Source organism: Mycobacterium riyadhense, assembly GCF_963853645.1.
In the GTDB taxonomy this organism is placed as follows: domain Bacteria; phylum Actinomycetota; class Actinomycetes; order Mycobacteriales; family Mycobacteriaceae; genus Mycobacterium; species Mycobacterium riyadhense.
Map to the genome: position 1 here is coordinate 2717922 of NZ_OY970456.1, position 16165 is coordinate 2734086.

Sequence of the window (16165 nt, forward strand, 5' to 3'; positions counted from 1 at the left end):
TTGCAAACAACTGTATAATCATGCAGAATCAGCGAAATGGCCGATCCGACAAAGGTAGCGGTTGCAGGTGCCAGTGGATACGCGGGCGGTGAGATCCTACGGCTGCTGCTGGGCCATCCGGCGTATCTGGATGGCCGGCTGATAATCGGTGCGCTGACCGCCGCAGCCAGTGCGGGCAGCGGGCTCGGTGAGCATCATCCACACCTGACGCCGTTGGCCCAACGGATACTCGAACCCACCGAGCCAGATGTGTTCAAAGACCACGATGTTGTCTTCTTGGCTCTGCCGCACGGGCATTCGGCTGTGCTGGCCGAGCAACTTGGCACGCAGACCCTGATCATCGACTGCGGTGCGGACTTCCGCTTGACGGACCCCGCGATGTGGGAGCGCTTCTACGGATCGCCCCACGCCGGCAGTTGGCCGTACGGGCTGCCCGAGTTGCCCGGCGCGCGGAAGCGGTTACAAGCAGCGCGCCGCGTCGCAGTGCCCGGCTGCTATCCGACCGCGGCGCTACTAGCGTTAGTACCCGCCGTGGCCGAGGATCTCGTCGAGGCCGCGGTCACTGTGGTCGCCGTCAGCGGCACCTCCGGTGCCGGTCGCTCGGCCAAGACCGAATTGCTGGGGTCGGAGGTCATCGGGTCGGCGCGGGCTTACAACATCGCCGGTGCCCACCGGCACACTCCCGAGATCGCGCAAGGGCTGCGGACGGTAACCGATCGCGATGTCACGGTGTCGTTCACACCGGTGCTCATCCCGACCTCACGCGGCATCTTGGCGACCTGCACCGCACGCACCCGCGCCCCGCTGTCGCAGCTGCGAGCTGCCTACGAAAAGGCCTACCAGGCCGAACCTTTCATCTATCTGATGCCCGATGGGCAGCTGCCCCGTACCGGAGCGGTGATCGGCAGCAACGCCGCGCACATCGCCGTAGCCGTCGACGACGACGCAGAGACGTTTGTCGCGATCGCGGCGATCGACAATCTGGTCAAGGGCACGGGCGGCGCCGCGGTGCAATCGATGAACCTGGCACTGGGATGGCCCGAGACCCACGGCCTGTCGGTGCTGGGGGTGGCGCCGTGACCCGCGCCGAGGACGATGATGCCGGCGCAGCCGGGATTGAGGAGTGGCTCCAAACGGGCGGAGTGATCGATGCAACAAGGCTGGTACGCGCCCAAGGCGTTACCGCACCGGCGGGCTTTCGCGCCGCCGGCATCGCAGCTGGGATCAAGGCATCCGGTGCGCCGGACCTGGCACTGGTGTTCAATGAGGGCCCGGACTACGCGGCCGCCGGAGTGCTCACCCGCAATAAAGTCAAAGCGGCGCCGGTGCTTTGGACTCAGCAAGTACTGACCACCGGGCAGCTTCGCGCAGTGATCCTCAACTCCGGCGGCGCCAACGCTTGCACGGGGCCGGCGGGCTTTCAGGACACTCACGCTACCGCGGAGGCGGTAGCGGCCGCGTTGTCGGATTGGGGGACTGAGACCGGGGCCATCGAGGTCGCCGTCTGTTCCACCGGCCTGATCGGCGACCGGCTACCCATGGACAAGGTACTCAACGGCGTTCGCGACATCGTGCACGAGATGCACGGTGGGCTAACCGGTGGAGATGACGCCGCCCACGCCATCATGACCACCGACACCGTGGCCAAACAGGTTGCACTGCACCACCAAAACAATTGGACCGTCGGCGGGATGGCCAAAGGAGCAGGTATGCTGGCGCCCTCATTGGCCACCATGCTGTGTGTGCTCACCACCGACGCGGTTGCCGAACCGCCAGCGCTCGAGCAAGCGTTGCGTCGGGCCACTGCCCGCACCTTCGATCGCCTCGACATTGACGGCAGTTGCTCCACCAACGACACCGTCCTGGTTCTTGCTTCGGGAGCCAGTGAAATCACCCCTACCCAAACAGATCTCAACGATGCAGTGCTCAAGGTCTGCGACGATCTGTGTATACAGCTACAAGCTGACGCCGAGGGCGTCACCAAGCGCGTCACCGTGACTGTGACTCGGGCCGCCACCGACGACGATGCCCTGATTGCCGCTCGGGTAGTCGCACGCGACAGCCTGGTCAAGACCGCGGTATTCGGGTCTGACCCCAACTGGGGCCGGGTACTTGCAGCCGTCGGCATGGCCCCAATAGCCCTTGATCCGAACCGAATTAGCGTGTCGTTCAACGGGTCTGCGGTGTGCATCGACGGTGTGGGGGCCCCGGGTGCGCGTGAGGTGGACCTGTCGGCCCCAGACATTGACATCACCGTCGACCTCGCTGTCGGCGACGGCCGGGCCGCGATCCGCACCACCGACCTGTCGCACGCCTACGTCGAAGAGAACTCGGCCTATAGCTCATGAGCGTGGAAGCGTTGCCCACCGAGATCAAGGCGCAGGTGCTGGCTGAAGCCCTGCCTTGGCTCAAGCAGCTGCATGGCAGGATCGTTGTCATCAAATACGGCGGCAACGCGATGACCGATGACACCCTGCGGCAGGCGTTCGCCGCGGACATGGCGTTCCTGCGCAACTGCGGTATCCACCCAGTGGTCGTCCACGGCGGCGGACCACAAATCACCACGATGCTGCGGCGGCTTGGCGTCGAAGGTGACTTCAAAGGCGGATTTCGGGTCACCACACCGGAAGTGCTTGACGTGGCGCGGATGGTGCTGTTCGGACAGGTGGGCCGCGAACTGGTCAACCTGATCAACGCGCACGGACCCTACGCCGTCGGAATCACCGGCGAAGACGCACAACTGTTCACCGCGGTACGGCGCAGCGTCACCGTTGACGGCGTCGCCACCGACATCGGCTTGGTCGGTGACGTTGACCAAGTCAATGCCGCAGCCGTTCTGGATCTCATTGCGGCGCGGCGGATTCCGGTGGTATCGACGCTAGCCCCGGATATCGACGGCGTGGTGCATAACATCAACGCCGACACCGCTGCGGCGGCCCTGGCCGAAGCCCTGGGAGCCGAAAAGCTGTTGATGCTCACCGATGTGGAGGGTCTGTACACCAGCTGGCCGGACCGCGCTTCGTTGGTCAGCGAAATCGATACGGCCACGTTGGCGCAACTGCTGCCCACACTGGAGGCCGGCATGATCCCCAAAATCGAAGCGTGTCTACGGGCGGTCACAGGTGGCGTACCCAGCGCGCACGTGATCGACGGGCGGGTCAAACACTGCGTGTTGGTGGAGCTGTTCACCAATGAGGGCACCGGCACCAAGGTGGTATCTGCATGACCAACACCGACACGATGCAGGCCAGATGGCAAGCAGTGATGATGAACAATTACGGAACTCCACCGATGGCGCTGGCCAGCGGTGACGGCGCGGTCATCACCGACGTGGACGGCAAGGCCTACGTTGACCTACTCGGCGGCATTGCCGTCAATGTACTGGGCCATCGGCATCCGGCCGTCATCGAGGCCGTCATGCACCAGATGTCGACGCTTGGACACACCTCGAACTTGTATGCCACCGAACCGGGGATCACTCTGGCCGAGGAGCTGGTAGCCCTGCTGGGGGCCGAAACCCAAGCGCGAGTGTTCTTCTGCAACTCTGGCACCGAGGCCAACGAGGTGGCGTTCAAGTTGTCGCGGCTTACCGGACGGACGAAACTGGTTGCTGCACAAGAAGCTTTTCACGGCCGCACGATGGGATCGCTCGCTTTGACAGGCCAGCCCGCCAAACAGGCGCCATTCGAGCCGCTGCCCGGCTATGTCACACATATTCCGTATGGCGATGCCGACGCACTGAGTGCCGCGGTCGATAACGACACTGCCGCAGTATTTCTCGAACCGATCATGGGGGAGAGTGGAGTCGTGGTCCCTCCCGAGGGCTACCTGGTGGCCGCCCGTGAGATCACCGCACGATACGGCGCCCTACTAGTCCTCGACGAAGTGCAAACCGGAATGGGCCGCACCGGAGCCTTTTACGCGCACCAGCACGACGGCATCACACCGGACGTGGTGACGCTGGCCAAGGGACTCGGCGGTGGCCTGCCGATCGGGGCGTGCCTGGCCGTGGGGCCAGCTGCGGAGCTACTGACTCCCGGTTTGCACGGCAGCACATTCGGCGGAAATCCGGTATGTACCGCGGCGGCGCTGGCGGTGCTGCAGGTGTTGGCCGCCGACGATCTAGTCCGCCGCGCCGAGGTGCTGGGCAAATCGCTAAGGCACGGCGTCGAATCGCTCGGCCACCCGCTGATCGACCATGTCCGTGGCAGGGGATTACTGCAAGGAATTGTACTGACGGCACCAGCTGCCAAGGGTGCCGAGGAAGCCGCCCGCCGCGCGGGCTACCTGGTAAATGCAGCCGCGCCCAACGTCATTCGGCTGGCGCCGCCGCTGATCATCACAGAGCCTCAGCTGGACGGCTTCGTCGCCGCCCTGCCGGGCATTCTCGACAGGGCCGGGGAGGCAAGGTGATACGGCATTTCCTGCGCGACGACGATCTCTCGCCGCAAGAACAAGCCGAGGTCCTGGAGCTGGCCGCCGAACTGAAAAAGGACCCGTTCGGCCGGCGTCCCCTTGGCGGTCCGCGCGGAGTGGCGGTTATTTTCGACAAGAACTCCACCCGTACCCGATTCTCCTTCGAGGTGGGCATCGCGCAGCTCGGAGGTCACGCTGTTGTCGTCGACGGACGTAGCACCCAGCTGGGACGGGACGAAACTCTGCAGGACACTGCAAAAGTGTTGTCCCGCTATGTTGATGCCATCGTCTGGCGGACTTTTGGCCAGGAGCGGCTCGCCGCAATGGCGTCCACCGCGACGGTTCCGGTCGTCAACGCCCTCTCCGACGAGTTCCACCCTTGTCAGGTGCTGGCCGATCTCCAGACCATCGCCGAACGTAAGGGGGCACTGAAAGGCGCGCGACTGTCCTACTTCGGAGACGGTGCCAACAACATGGCCCACTCGCTCATGCTCGGCGGGGTTACCGCGGGCGTGCACGTGACCGTTGCCGCGCCAGAAGGCTTTACGCCCGATCCGAAGGTGCTCGCCGCGGCCGAGCGGCGTGCCCAGGGGACCGGCGCTTCGGTAAAGATCACCACCGACGCCAACGCGGCCGCCGTCGGCGCTGATGTGCTGGTGACCGATACCTGGACATCGATGGGCCAGGAGAACGATGGGCTGGACCGGGTCAGGCCCTTCCGGTCGTTCCAGGTCAACGAGCGACTCCTCAACCTGGCTGACCCGGAAGCCATTGTGCTGCATTGTCTTCCGGCTCATCGGGGAGACGAGATCACCGACGAGGTGATGGACGGACCGGCCAGCGTGGTGTGGGACGAGGCCGAAAACCGGCTGCACGCGCAGAAAGCGCTGCTGGTGTGGCTGCTGGAGCGGTCGCGATGACGGGCGAAGCCAAGGCCCGAGCCGTTCAGGGGCCCGACGTCACCGTTAATCGGGCTGGCCGCCAAGCCCGCATCGTGGCGATCCTGTCGTCGGCCGAGGTGCGCAGCCAAAGCGAGCTGGCCGCGTTGCTGGCCACCGAGGGCATCGAAGTCACTCAGGCCACGCTGTCGCGCGATCTCGAAGAACTCGGCGCGGTGAAGTTGCGTGGCGCCGACGGCGGTACCGGCGTCTACATCGTGCCCGAGGACGGTAGCCCGGTACGCGGAGTAGCGGGGGGAACCGAGCGCATGTCGCGACTGCTTGGTGAGTTGCTCGTGTCGACCGACGCTAGCGGCAACCTTGCGGTGTTGCGCACACCACCCGGCGCGGCGCACTACCTGGCCAGCGCCATCGACCGCGCTGCCCTGCCCCACGTCGTCGGCACCATCGCCGGTGATGACACCATCCTTGTGGTCGCCCGCGAGCCGATGACCGGCGCGGAACTCGCCGGCATGTTCGAGAACAGTCAGTAAGGAGATTGGTTCATGTCAGAGCGCGTCATCCTGGCGTATTCCGGCGGTCTGGACACCTCGGTGGCGATCAGCTGGATAGGCAAGGAGACCGGCCGCGAGGTCGTGGCGGTGGCAATTGATCTCGGCCAGGGCGGCGAGGACATGGAGGTCGTGCGTCAGCGAGCGCTGGACTGCGGTGCCGTCGAAGCTGTCGTCGTCGATGCCCGAGATGAGTTCGCCGAGGGGTACTGCCTGCCCACTGTCCTCAACAACGCGCTGTATATGGACCGCTACCCGCTGGTGTCGGCCATCAGCCGGCCGCTGATCGCCAAGCACCTGGTCGCGGCCGCGCGTGAGCATGGCGGAAAAATCGTCGCGCACGGCTGCACCGGAAAGGGCAACGACCAGGTCCGTTTCGAAGTCGGATTTGCCTCGCTCGCACCGGATTTGGAAGTGCTGGCGCCGGTTCGTGACTATGCGTGGACGCGGGAGAAAGCGATCGCATTCGCCGAAGAAAACGCCATCCCGATCAATGTCACCAAGCGCTCACCATTTTCGATCGACCAGAACGTGTGGGGCCGCGCGGTGGAAACCGGGTTCTTGGAACACCTGTGGAACGCCCCCACCAAGGACATCTACGCCTACACCGAGGATCCCACCGTCAACTGGAACACCCCCGACGAAGTGATCGTCGGCTTCGAAACAGGCGTGCCCGTGTCGATCGACGGCAACGCGGTGTCGATGCTGCAGGCCATCGAGGAACTCAACCGCCGCGCCGGGGCGCAGGGGGTCGGGCGTCTCGACGTGGTCGAGGACCGGCTGGTGGGCATCAAGAGCCGCGAGATCTACGAGGCGCCCGGGGCGATGGTGCTCATCACCGCGCATACCGAGCTCGAACACGTCACGTTGGAGCGCGATCTGGGCCGGTTCAAGCGTCAGACCGACCAGCGCTGGGCCGAACTGGTGTACGACGGTCTGTGGTATTCGCCGCTGAAGGCCGCGCTGGAGAGTTTCGTCGCCAAGACCCAGGAGCACGTTTCCGGCGAGGTCCGACTGGTGCTGCACGGCGGCCACGTCGCGGTCAACGGTCGACGCAGCGCCGAGTCGCTCTACGACTTCAACTTGGCCACCTACGACGAGGGCGACAGCTTCGATCAGTCGGCCGCGAAAGGGTTCGTTTACGTGCACGGCCTGTCGTCCAAGCTCGCCGCCCGCCGGGATCTGCGGTGACGGTTTCCCGGCGAGCAGACACAAAAGTCCCCGAAACTCAGGGCGCAAGGGCGCTTTTGCGTCTGCTCGGCACAAGAAGGTGAGCACCAACGAGGGGTCGCTGTGGGGCGGCCGGTTCGCGGGCGGTCCGTCGGACGCGCTGGCCGCGCTCAGCAAGTCCACCCAGTTCGACTGGGTGCTGGCGCCCTACGACATCACCGCGTCCCGGGCCCATGCGAAAGTGCTCTTCCGGGCCGGGCTGCTCACCGAAGAACAGCGCGACGGGCTGCTCACAGGGCTGGACAGCCTCGCACAGGACGTCGCCGACGGCAGCTTCGGCCCGCTGGTCACCGACGAGGACGTGCACGCCGCGCTGGAACGCGGACTGATCGACCGGGTCGGGCCGGAGCTGGGTGGCCGCCTAAGGGCCGGCCGGTCACGCAACGACCAGGTGGCGACGCTGTTCCGGATGTGGCTTCGCGACGCGGTGCGCCGCATCGCCACAGCCACGCTCGACGTGGTGAAGGCGCTGGCCGATCAGGCCGCCGCGCACCCGACGGCCATCATGCCCGGCAAGACCCACCTGCAGTCCGCCCAGCCGATCCTGCTGGCACATCATCTGCTCGCGCACGCCCACCCGCTGTTGCGCGACGTGGATCGCATCGTCGACTTCGACGAACGCGCCGCGGTGTCCCCATACGGTTCGGGAGCGCTGGCCGGATCGTCGCTGGGCCTGGATCCCGACGCGATCGCCGCGGACCTGGGTTTCCATGCCGCGGCCGACAATTCCGTCGACGCGACCGCCGCCAGGGATTTCGCGGCCGAGGCCGCGTTCGTGTTCGCCATGATCGCCGTCGATCTGTCGCGGCTCGCCGAGGACATCATCATCTGGAGCTCGACGGAATTCGGTTACGTTACCCTGCACGACGAGTGGTCCACCGGTAGCTCGATCATGCCGCAGAAGAAGAACCCCGACATCGCTGAGCTGGCTCGCGGCAAGTCCGGGCGGTTAATCGGAAACCTCGCCGGGCTGCTTGCGACACTCAAGGCGCAGCCGTTGGCCTACAACCGCGACCTGCAGGAAGACAAGGAGCCGGTGTTCGACTCGGTGGCCCAGCTGGAGCTGCTGTTACCGGCGATGGCTGGATTGGTGGGCAGCCTGACATTTCATGTCGAACGGATGGCGGCCCTGGCCCCGGCCGGCTACACGCTGGCCACCGACATCGCCGAATGGCTTGTGCGGCAGGGTGTTCCATTCAGGTCCGCTCACGAGGCGGCCGGCGCGGCGGTGCGCGCCGCCGAGGAGCGCGGGATCGGCCTCGAAGAGCTCACCGACGACGAGCTGGCGGCCATCAGTCCCGAGCTGACGCCCCGGGTGCGCGACGTGCTGACGATCGAAGGCTCGGTGGCCTCCCGTGATTCCCGGGGTGGCACGGCGCCTGATCAAGTCGCCAAGCAGTTGAGTGCGGTGCTGGCCACCGCCGACCGGCTGCGGCAGCGCCTGACGGGCTGAGCGTTTCTTTGCCGGTCAGTTGCGGGCCGACTAAACTCGCAGCTCTAAGCGATCGGGTTGACTGCCGGTTGAACCTTGTGGCCTGATGATCCGTATCAAAGGGGTGGGACCAATGAGCGTCATCGCAGGTGTATTCGGTGCGTTGCCGCCATATCGGTATTCCCAGCGAGAGCTCACCGACTCATTCGTCAGCATCCCGGATTTCGAGGGTTACGAAGACATCGTTCGGCAGCTGCACGTCAGCGCCAAAGTCAACAGTCGCCACCTGGTCATGCCGCTGGAAACGTATCCGAAGCTGACCGACTTCAGCGAGGCCAACAAGATATTCATCGAAAAGGCCGTAGACCTGGGCGTGGAGGCGCTGGCCGGCGCGCTCGACGAGGCCGGCCTGCAGCCCCAAGACCTCGACGTGCTGATCACCGCGACCGTGACCGGTCTTGCGGTCCCGTCGCTGGACGCCCGGATCGCGGGCCGGCTGGGACTGCGCGCCGATGTGCGGCGGGTGCCGCTTTTCGGCCTGGGCTGCGTGGCCGGAGCGGCCGGGGTGGCACGACTGCACGACTACCTGCGTGGCGCCGCCGACGGTATCGCGGCCCTGGTCTCGGTCGAGCTTTGCTCGCTCACCTATCCCGGATATAAGCCGTCTCTCGCGGGTTTGGTTGGCAGCGCGTTGTTTGCTGACGGCGCCGCCGCCGTGGTTGCCGTCGGTGAGCGTCGTGCCCGGGAGGTCGGTGCGGCCGGGCCGGACATCATCGATTCGCGCAGCCATCTCTACCCCGACTCGCTGCGCACCATGGGTTACGACGTCGGCTCCGCCGGATTCGAGCTCGTCCTGGCCAAGGATCTGGCCGAGGTTGTCGAGCAATATCTGGCCAACGACGTCACCACGTTCCTGGCCGCGCACGGCATGACCACGACCGACATCGGCGCCTGGGTGACCCACCCCGGGGGCCCCAAGATCATCAACGCGATCACCGAGTGCCTCAAGCTGCCGCCGGAGGCCCTGGAGCTTACGTGGCGTTCATTGGGCGAAATCGGCAACCTGTCGTCGGCGTCAGTGCTGCATGTGCTGCGGGATACCATCGCCAAGCCGCCGCCCAGCGGAAGCCCGGGTTTAATGATTGCCATGGGGCCCGGTTTCTGCTCCGAACTGGTACTGCTGCGCTGGCACTGATTTCGCCGCGCATGGACAGCACTTATGAAGACCTCGTCAAGGCCCTCCGCAAATCACTCAAGGAAAACGAGCGACTCAAGCGAGAGAACCGCGATTATCTGTCTCTGATCACCGAGCCGGTCGCGGTGGTGGGAATGGCTTGCCGGTATCCGGGTGGGGCGGAGTCACCCGAGGCGTTGTGGGAAATGGTGGCCGACGGCCGTGATGTGGTCTCGGAATTTCCCACGGATCGTGGCTGGGATTTGGCGGGTTTGTTCGATCCGGATCCCGATGCAGTTGGCAAGTCGTACACGCGGTACGGCGGCTTCTTGACGGACGTGGCCGGTTTTGACGCCGAGTTCTTCGGCATTGCGCCCAGCGAGGTACTGGCGATGGATCCCCAGCAGCGGCTGTTGCTGGAAGTGTCGTGGGAGGCGTTGGAGCGCGCCGGGATTGACCCGCTGCGACTGCGCGGTTCGTCGACGGGCGTGTTCGCCGGGGTGTTCCACGGATCGTATGGGGGCCAGGGCCGGGTTCCTGGGGACCTGGAGCGCTACGGGTTGCGCGGTTCGACGTTGAGCGTTGCGTCGGGTCGGGTGTCGTATGTGCTGGGACTAGAGGGCCCCGCGGTCTCGGTGGATACGGCGTGTTCGTCGTCGTTGGTAGCGCTGCATTTGGCTGTGCAATCGCTGCGTTCCGGGGAGTGTGATCTGGCGCTGGTCGGTGGGGTAACGGTAATGGCCACCCCGGCAATGTTTATCGAATTCAGCCGGCAGCGGGCGCTGTCTGCCGACGGCCGGTGCAAAGCGTATGCGGGTGCCGCCGACGGCACCGCATTTTCGGAAGGCGCCGGTGCTCTCGTGGTCGAGCGGCTGGCCGATGCGCAGCGGCTGGGGCATCCGGTGCTGGCGGTGGTGCGCGGATCGGCGGTGAATCAGGACGGCGCCTCCAACGGGCTGGCCACGCCGAATGGGCCATCACAGCAGCGGGTGATTCGCGCGGCGCTGGCCAATGCGCGGTTGGGTGTGACGGACGTGGATCTGGTCGAAGGGCATGGGACCGGAACAACGCTGGGGGATCCCATTGAGGCGCAAGCGATTTTAGCGACGTACGGACAGGAACGTACCGAGCCCCTCTGGTTGGGCTCGATCAAATCGAACATGGGTCACACGTCCGCGGCTGCGGGGGTGGCCGGGGTAATCAAGATGGTATTGGCGATGCGCCACGGGGTGATGCCTAAGACGTTGCACGTGGATGTGCCTACGCCCCACGTGGATTGGTCGGCGGGTGCGGTCTCGCTGTTGACCGAATCGCGCGCCTGGGAGGTGCACGGTCGGCCGCGGCGGGCTGGGGTGTCGTCGTTTGGGATCAGCGGCACGAATGCACATGTCATTGTCGAGCAGGCGCCACCAGTGGAACGACCTGTCGCCGAAGGTAATCGACGGGTAGCGGTGGTTCCGTGGGTGGTATCTGCGCGGTCGGCGCAGGCATTGGGTCATCAGGCGGAGCGGCTGCTGGCGTGGGTCGGGGCAGATGAGGGCGTGCGCGCGTTGGATGTGGGGTGGTCGCTGGCATCGACGCGGTCAGTGTTCGAACACCGCGCGGTGGTCGTCGGCGGCGATCGCAGGGAGTTGATGGGTCGACTCGCCGGCTTGGCATCCGGTGAACCGGGATCGGGCGTGGTCGTGGGAAGGGCCCGGCCCGTGGGCAAGACGGTCTTCGTGTTCCCGGGGCAAGGATCCCAGTGGCTGGGTATGGGGGTTCGATTACTTAATGATTCGACCGTATTCGCCGATCAGTTGCACCGCTGCGGGAAAGCCCTTGCTGAATACGTGGATTGGTCGTTGATCGACGTCTTGCGTGGCACGCCAGGCGCGCCGGGGCTGGATCGAGTGGATGTGGTGCAGCCGGCGCTGTGGGCGGTCATGGTGTCGCTGGCCGCACTATGGCGCTCGATGGGTGTGATGCCGGATGCGGTGATCGGGCATTCGCAGGGCGAGATCGCGGCGGCGTATGTGGCCGGGGCGTTGTCGTTGGAAGACGCCGCAAAGGTGGTGGCGCTACGCAGCCGGCTGTTGCTGCAGTTGTCGGGCGCCGGCGGCATGGCTTCACTCGCCTGCGGGCAACAGCAAGCCCAGCAGCTGCTGGCTTCATGGGGCCAGCGACTGAATATCGCTGCGATCAACGGTGTTTCGGCAGTCGTAGTGGCCGGCGAGGGCGAGGCCATCGAGGAATTGATACAGCGGTGCGAGGTTGACGGCATCCGTGCGCGAAGGATCGAGGTCGATTACGCGTCACACTCACCTCAGGTGGAGGCGATCCGTGCGGACCTTGTTGCGGCGCTGGATGGCATCGATCCCCGGACCGTTCCGGTGGCGTTCTACTCGACGGTCGGCGGCAAACCGATCGACACTGCCGGTTTGAACGCCGAGTACTGGTATCGAAGTATCCGGCAGACCGTGCGGCTGGAGCAGGCTGTCCGCAGCGCGTTCGACGACGGATGCCAGGTGTTCATCGAATCCAGCCCGCACCCGGTGTTGATCGCCGGTATCGAAGAAACCCTGGCAGACGCCGGTCGGCGCGGTGCCGTTGAACCGATCATCGTGCCGTCGGTGGGCCGTGATGACGGTGGGCTCGACCGGTTTTGGTTGTCGGTGGGGCAGGCCCACGTTGCGGGTGTGGGTGTGGATTGGTCCGCAGCCTTTGCGGGACTGGGCGCCCAGCGGGTGGAGCTGCCGACGTATGGGTTTGTGCGCCGTCGGTTTTGGTTGGGGCCGTTGGGTCTTGACAGTGGCGATGTGAGCGGCATCGGTTTGGTGGGGGTCAGCCATCCGTTGTTGGGCGCGGTGCTGGAGCGGCCTGATGCCGGTGGAGTGGTGTTGACGGGTCAACTATCGATGACCGCTCAGCCCTGGTTGGCCGATCATGCGGTGGGCGGGGTGGTGTTGTTTCCAGGGGCGGGGTTCGTGGAGTTGGCAATCCGGGCCGGTGACGCGGTCGGATGCGGGGTGGTGGAGGAGTTGACCTTGTTGGCTCCGTTGGTGTTGCCACCGGCGGGTGGGATGCGGGTACAGGTGCTGGTGGGAGACGCGGGTGAGTCTGGCCGCCGGGCGGTGTCGGTGTATTCGCATGGTATGGCGGCAGATTCGGTGTGGGTCTTGCATGCCCAGGGCGTGTTGAACGGGGCGTCAAAGGCGTTCAGGGCGTCGACCACGGATCTGTCGGTGTGGCCACCGGTGGGAGCGCAGGCGGTCGGTACCGGTGATGTGTATGAGGTATTGGGCGGGCTGGGATATGGATACGGGCCGTCGTTCCAGGGTTTACGCGCGTTGTGGCGCCGGGGGCGTGAGGTTTTCGCTGAGGTGGGCCTTCCAGAGGGGGTGATGGTTGGGGGGTTCGGGATTCATCCGGTGTTACTGGATGCGGCCCTGCATGCGTGGGCGGTTGTTGAGGGTGGTGATCATACGGTGCTGCCGTTTTCGTGGCAGGGAGTGTGTTTGCATGCGGCGGGAGCGACACGGGTACGGGTGAGGTTGGCGCCGCTGGGTGCGGGGGCGGTGTCGGTGGAGTTAGCCGACACGGACGGGTTGCCGGTGTTATCGGTACGGGAGTTGGTGCTTCGTCCGGTCTCGGCGCATGCGCTGTCGGCGGCGGTGGCCGCGGCGGGTGGTGGTGCCGGCTCTGGCGGTGGGGTGCTCCTGGAGATCGCTTGGTTACCAATGTCGTTGAGCACCAGCCATGTTGGTCGCCAGAAGCTGGTGGTGGGCGAGCCCGGTGTCCGAGGCGACCCCGACGATGATGATCTCACGGGCTCGGTCCATGCGGGCGTGCACGCAGCGTTGGGGGAGTTGCGGTCGTGGTTGAGGGGTGCTGAGGACGCAGTGTTGGTGGTGGTAACACGGGGGGCGGTGGGCTTGATTGGCGAGGATGTCACGGACTTGGTGGGTGCGGCGGTTTGGGGGTTGGTGCGTGCGGCTCAGGCTGAGCATCCGGGTCGGGTGGTCCTGGTTGATTCCGATGGGTCGGTGGACGTTGCAGACGTAGTCGCGTGTGGTGAGCCGGTTTTGATGGTTCGTGGCGGTGTGGTGCACGCGGCTCGGTTGGCGCCGGTGGGTGCGGGATCGGTGTTGGACTTGCCATCGGGGTCGGTGGGGTGGCAACTCGCCGTCGGGGGCGGGGGCACGTTGGAGGATTTGGTGGTGGCGCCGGTTGGGCGAGCGGAGTTGGCGGCTGGGCAGGTGCGTGTCGCTGTGGCTGCTGTGGGGGTGAATTTCCGGGATGTGCTGGTGGCCTTGGGGATGTATCCCGGCGGCGGGGAGTTGGGCGCCGAGGGCGCAGGGGTGGTCGTGGAGGTTGGTCCCGGCGTGCAGGGGTTGGCTGTCGGCGACGCGGTGATGGGTTTGTTGGGTGTGGTGGGCGCCGAGGCGGTAGTGGATGCGCGGTTGTTGACTGCGGTGCCGGCGGGCTGGTCGTTGGTGACGGCCGCCGGCGTCCCGGTAGTGTTCTTGACGGCGTATTACGGGTTGTCAGTGTTGGCCGGCGCGGCGGCCGGGGAGAAGGTGTTGGTGCACGCCGGCACCGGTGGGGTCGGGATGGCGGCCGTGCAATTGGCCCGGCACCTGGATTTGGAGGTATTCGCAACAGCCAGCCGTGCTAAGTGGGACACCCTGCGGTCCATGGGTTTTGACGACGATCACATCGCCGATTCGCGCAGCCTGGACTTTGAGGAGAAGTTTCGTGCGGCCACCGGCGGTCGTGGGGTGGATGTCGTGCTCAACTCGTTGGCTGGTGAGTTCACCGACGCGTCGCTGCGGTTGTTGGCGCCGGGTGGGCGCTTTATTGAAATGGGCAAGACCGATCTTCGCGACCCGCGGATAGTGGCCGAGCGGTATGGACGGGTGCAGTATCGGGCGTTCGACCTCATCGAGGCGGGCCCCGAGCGTATCGCGGCAATGCTTGCCGAAGTGGTGCGGTTGTTGGCGGTCGGCGCGTTGACGCCGTTGCCGGTCAAGACCTTTGATGTGCGGTGTGCCTCGGCGGCATATCGGTTCGTCAGTCAGGCCCGTCACGTTGGAAAGGTTGTGCTGACCCTACCCGCAGGCTCGGAAGGGCGCGGTCATGAGGCACTCAGTGGGGCCGGTGCTGAGCTGGCCGGGGGCACTGTGCTGATCACCGGTGGTACCGGAATGGTCGGTTCGACGGTGGCCGCTCATCTGGTGGAACGCTATGGCGTGGCCAATGTCGTGTTGGCCAGTCGTAGTGGTGAGCGGGCCACTGGGACGGCACAGTTGGTGGCCCGGCTGCACGACGCTGGGGCTCAGGTGACGGTGGTGGCCTGTGATGTGGCCGATCGTGAGGCGGTGGCGGCGTTGTTGGCCGGTCTGGATCCGCGGTATCCGCTCAAGGGGGTGTTCCACGCGGCGGGGGTGCTCGACGATGCGGTGATTACGGGGTTGACAGCCGAGCAGGTGGATACGGTGTTGCGGGCCAAGGTCGATGGGGCGTGGAACTTGCATGAGCTCACCGCGGATCAGGATGTATCGGCATTCGTGATGTTTTCGTCGATGGCGGGAATCGTGGGAACCGCGGGCCAGGGCAATTACGCGGCGGCGAACGCGTTCTTGGATGGGCTTGCGGCCTATCGACGGTCACGGGGACTGCCGGGGCTGTCGGTGGCATGGGGACTGTGGGAGCACGCTTCGGCGATGACCCAACACTTGGGCGAGCGGGATCGCGCCCGGATGAATCGCATCGGACTCGCTGCGCTATCGACCGAGGCGGCGTTGGGCTTACTAGACACCGCGCTGCTAGCCGATCGCCCGGTGCTGGTGGCCGCCCGGCTGGATCCCGCCGCGCTCGCTGGGGCCGAGGTGCCCCCGCTTTTGAGCGGGTTGGTAAGCCATCCGGTCCGCCGAGTCATCGACGAGACCGACACCGCAGCGTCGATATCGGGATTGGCGCAGCGGCTCAACGGATTAACCACTGAGCAGCGTCGCCGAGAACTGAGCGAATTGGTCTGCAGCAATGCGGCAATGGTATTGGGGCGCTCCAGCATCGCAGACATCAACGCCCACCGCGCTTTTCAGGACCTCGGGTTCGATTCGTTGACCGCCGTGGAACTTCGCAATCGGCTCAAGACGGCGACGGGGCTCGCCTTGCCGCCCACCCTCATCTTCGATTACCCCACCCCCGCCGATCTGGCCGAACACCTAGCCATCCGACTCAACACCGTCACATCCGCCGGCAACGAGCCAAGCCCCTTGGCCCGCTTCAACGAAATCACCCATGAACTAGAGACGTTGCTCAACCGACCCGACTGGAGCCAGGACGACAAGACACAGCTGAGCAGCCGTCTGGAAACCCTGCTGACCAGCCTCAGCGTCCCACCCCCCGACGACGACATCACCAACGCCACGGAAAGCCAACTCTTCGCCATCCTTGACGAAGAACTCGGCCCCTAAGG

The 16165-nt window shown here is 65.5% G+C and carries 10 protein-coding genes; all 10 read left to right on the plus strand.

Going from position 1 to position 16165, the window contains the following annotated elements:
- Window positions 1-36: 36 nt before the first annotated feature.
- The 10 genes from argC to AADZ78_RS12320 all read left to right on the plus strand — a co-directional run bounded on the left by argC (window position 37) and on the right by AADZ78_RS12320 (window position 16163).
- On the plus strand, window positions 37-1080 hold the full coding sequence (gene argC / locus AADZ78_RS12275; RefSeq protein ID WP_085249726.1) for an N-acetyl-gamma-glutamyl-phosphate reductase: 1044 nt from the start codon (window positions 37-39) through the stop codon (window positions 1078-1080).
- On the plus strand, window positions 1077-2348 hold the full coding sequence (gene argJ, locus AADZ78_RS12280; protein ID WP_372510625.1) for a bifunctional glutamate N-acetyltransferase/amino-acid acetyltransferase ArgJ: 1272 nt from the start codon (window positions 1077-1079) through the stop codon (window positions 2346-2348). Before argC ends, argJ begins: the two co-directional genes overlap by 4 nt.
- Window positions 2345-3226, plus strand: coding sequence for an acetylglutamate kinase (gene argB / locus AADZ78_RS12285; protein WP_085249724.1), 882 nt, complete (start codon window positions 2345-2347; stop codon window positions 3224-3226). Before argJ ends, argB begins: the two co-directional genes overlap by 4 nt.
- Entirely contained in the window at window positions 3223-4413 is a 1191-nt protein-coding gene (locus AADZ78_RS12290; RefSeq protein WP_085249723.1) for an acetylornithine transaminase, read from the plus strand. Before argB ends, AADZ78_RS12290 begins: the two co-directional genes overlap by 4 nt.
- Window positions 4410-5336, plus strand: coding sequence for an ornithine carbamoyltransferase (gene argF, locus AADZ78_RS12295; protein ID WP_085249722.1), 927 nt, complete (start codon window positions 4410-4412; stop codon window positions 5334-5336). The genes AADZ78_RS12290 and argF overlap by 4 nt, the downstream gene beginning before the upstream one ends.
- Window positions 5333-5848 (plus strand): arginine repressor, encoded by a 516-nt coding sequence (locus AADZ78_RS12300; RefSeq protein WP_085249731.1) that lies wholly within the window; start codon window positions 5333-5335, stop codon window positions 5846-5848. The genes argF and AADZ78_RS12300 overlap by 4 nt, the downstream gene beginning before the upstream one ends.
- Window positions 5849-5860: 12 nt before the next feature.
- The gene (locus tag AADZ78_RS12305) at window positions 5861-7057 is read left to right on the plus strand and encodes an argininosuccinate synthase (RefSeq protein ID WP_085249721.1); all 1197 of its coding nucleotides are present in this window, start codon (window positions 5861-5863) and stop codon (window positions 7055-7057) included.
- A 79-nt stretch (window positions 7058-7136) separates the two neighbouring features.
- Window positions 7137-8549 (plus strand): argininosuccinate lyase, encoded by a 1413-nt coding sequence (gene argH / locus AADZ78_RS12310; protein ID WP_085249720.1) that lies wholly within the window; start codon window positions 7137-7139, stop codon window positions 8547-8549.
- A 112-nt stretch (window positions 8550-8661) separates the two neighbouring features.
- Window positions 8662-9723 carry a type III polyketide synthase gene (locus tag AADZ78_RS12315; RefSeq protein ID WP_085249730.1) on the plus strand — a complete coding sequence of 354 codons (1062 nt, stop codon included), beginning with the start codon at window positions 8662-8664 and terminating at the stop codon, window positions 9721-9723.
- Between the two features lie 11 nt (window positions 9724-9734).
- Window positions 9735-16163 carry a type I polyketide synthase gene (locus tag AADZ78_RS12320; protein WP_085249719.1) on the plus strand — a complete coding sequence of 2143 codons (6429 nt, stop codon included), beginning with the start codon at window positions 9735-9737 and terminating at the stop codon, window positions 16161-16163.
- The last annotated feature ends 2 nt before the right edge of the window (window positions 16164-16165 follow it).

What these genes read in the sequence shown, in the direction of transcription:
- argC (WP_085249726.1), top strand. Translation starts at nt 37, where the DNA reads ATGGCCGATCCGACAAAGGTAGCGGTTGCAGGTGCCAGTGGATACGCG.
- argB (WP_085249724.1), top strand. Translation starts at nt 2,345, where the DNA reads ATGAGCGTGGAAGCGTTGCCCACCGAGATCAAGGCGCAGGTGCTGGCT.
- AADZ78_RS12290 (WP_085249723.1), top strand. Translation starts at nt 3,223, where the DNA reads ATGACCAACACCGACACGATGCAGGCCAGATGGCAAGCAGTGATGATG.
- AADZ78_RS12300 (WP_085249731.1), top strand. Translation starts at nt 5,333, where the DNA reads ATGACGGGCGAAGCCAAGGCCCGAGCCGTTCAGGGGCCCGACGTCACC.
- AADZ78_RS12305 (WP_085249721.1), top strand. Translation starts at nt 5,861, where the DNA reads ATGTCAGAGCGCGTCATCCTGGCGTATTCCGGCGGTCTGGACACCTCG.
- AADZ78_RS12315 (WP_085249730.1), top strand. Translation starts at nt 8,662, where the DNA reads ATGAGCGTCATCGCAGGTGTATTCGGTGCGTTGCCGCCATATCGGTAT.
- AADZ78_RS12320 (WP_085249719.1), top strand. Translation starts at nt 9,735, where the DNA reads ATGGACAGCACTTATGAAGACCTCGTCAAGGCCCTCCGCAAATCACTC.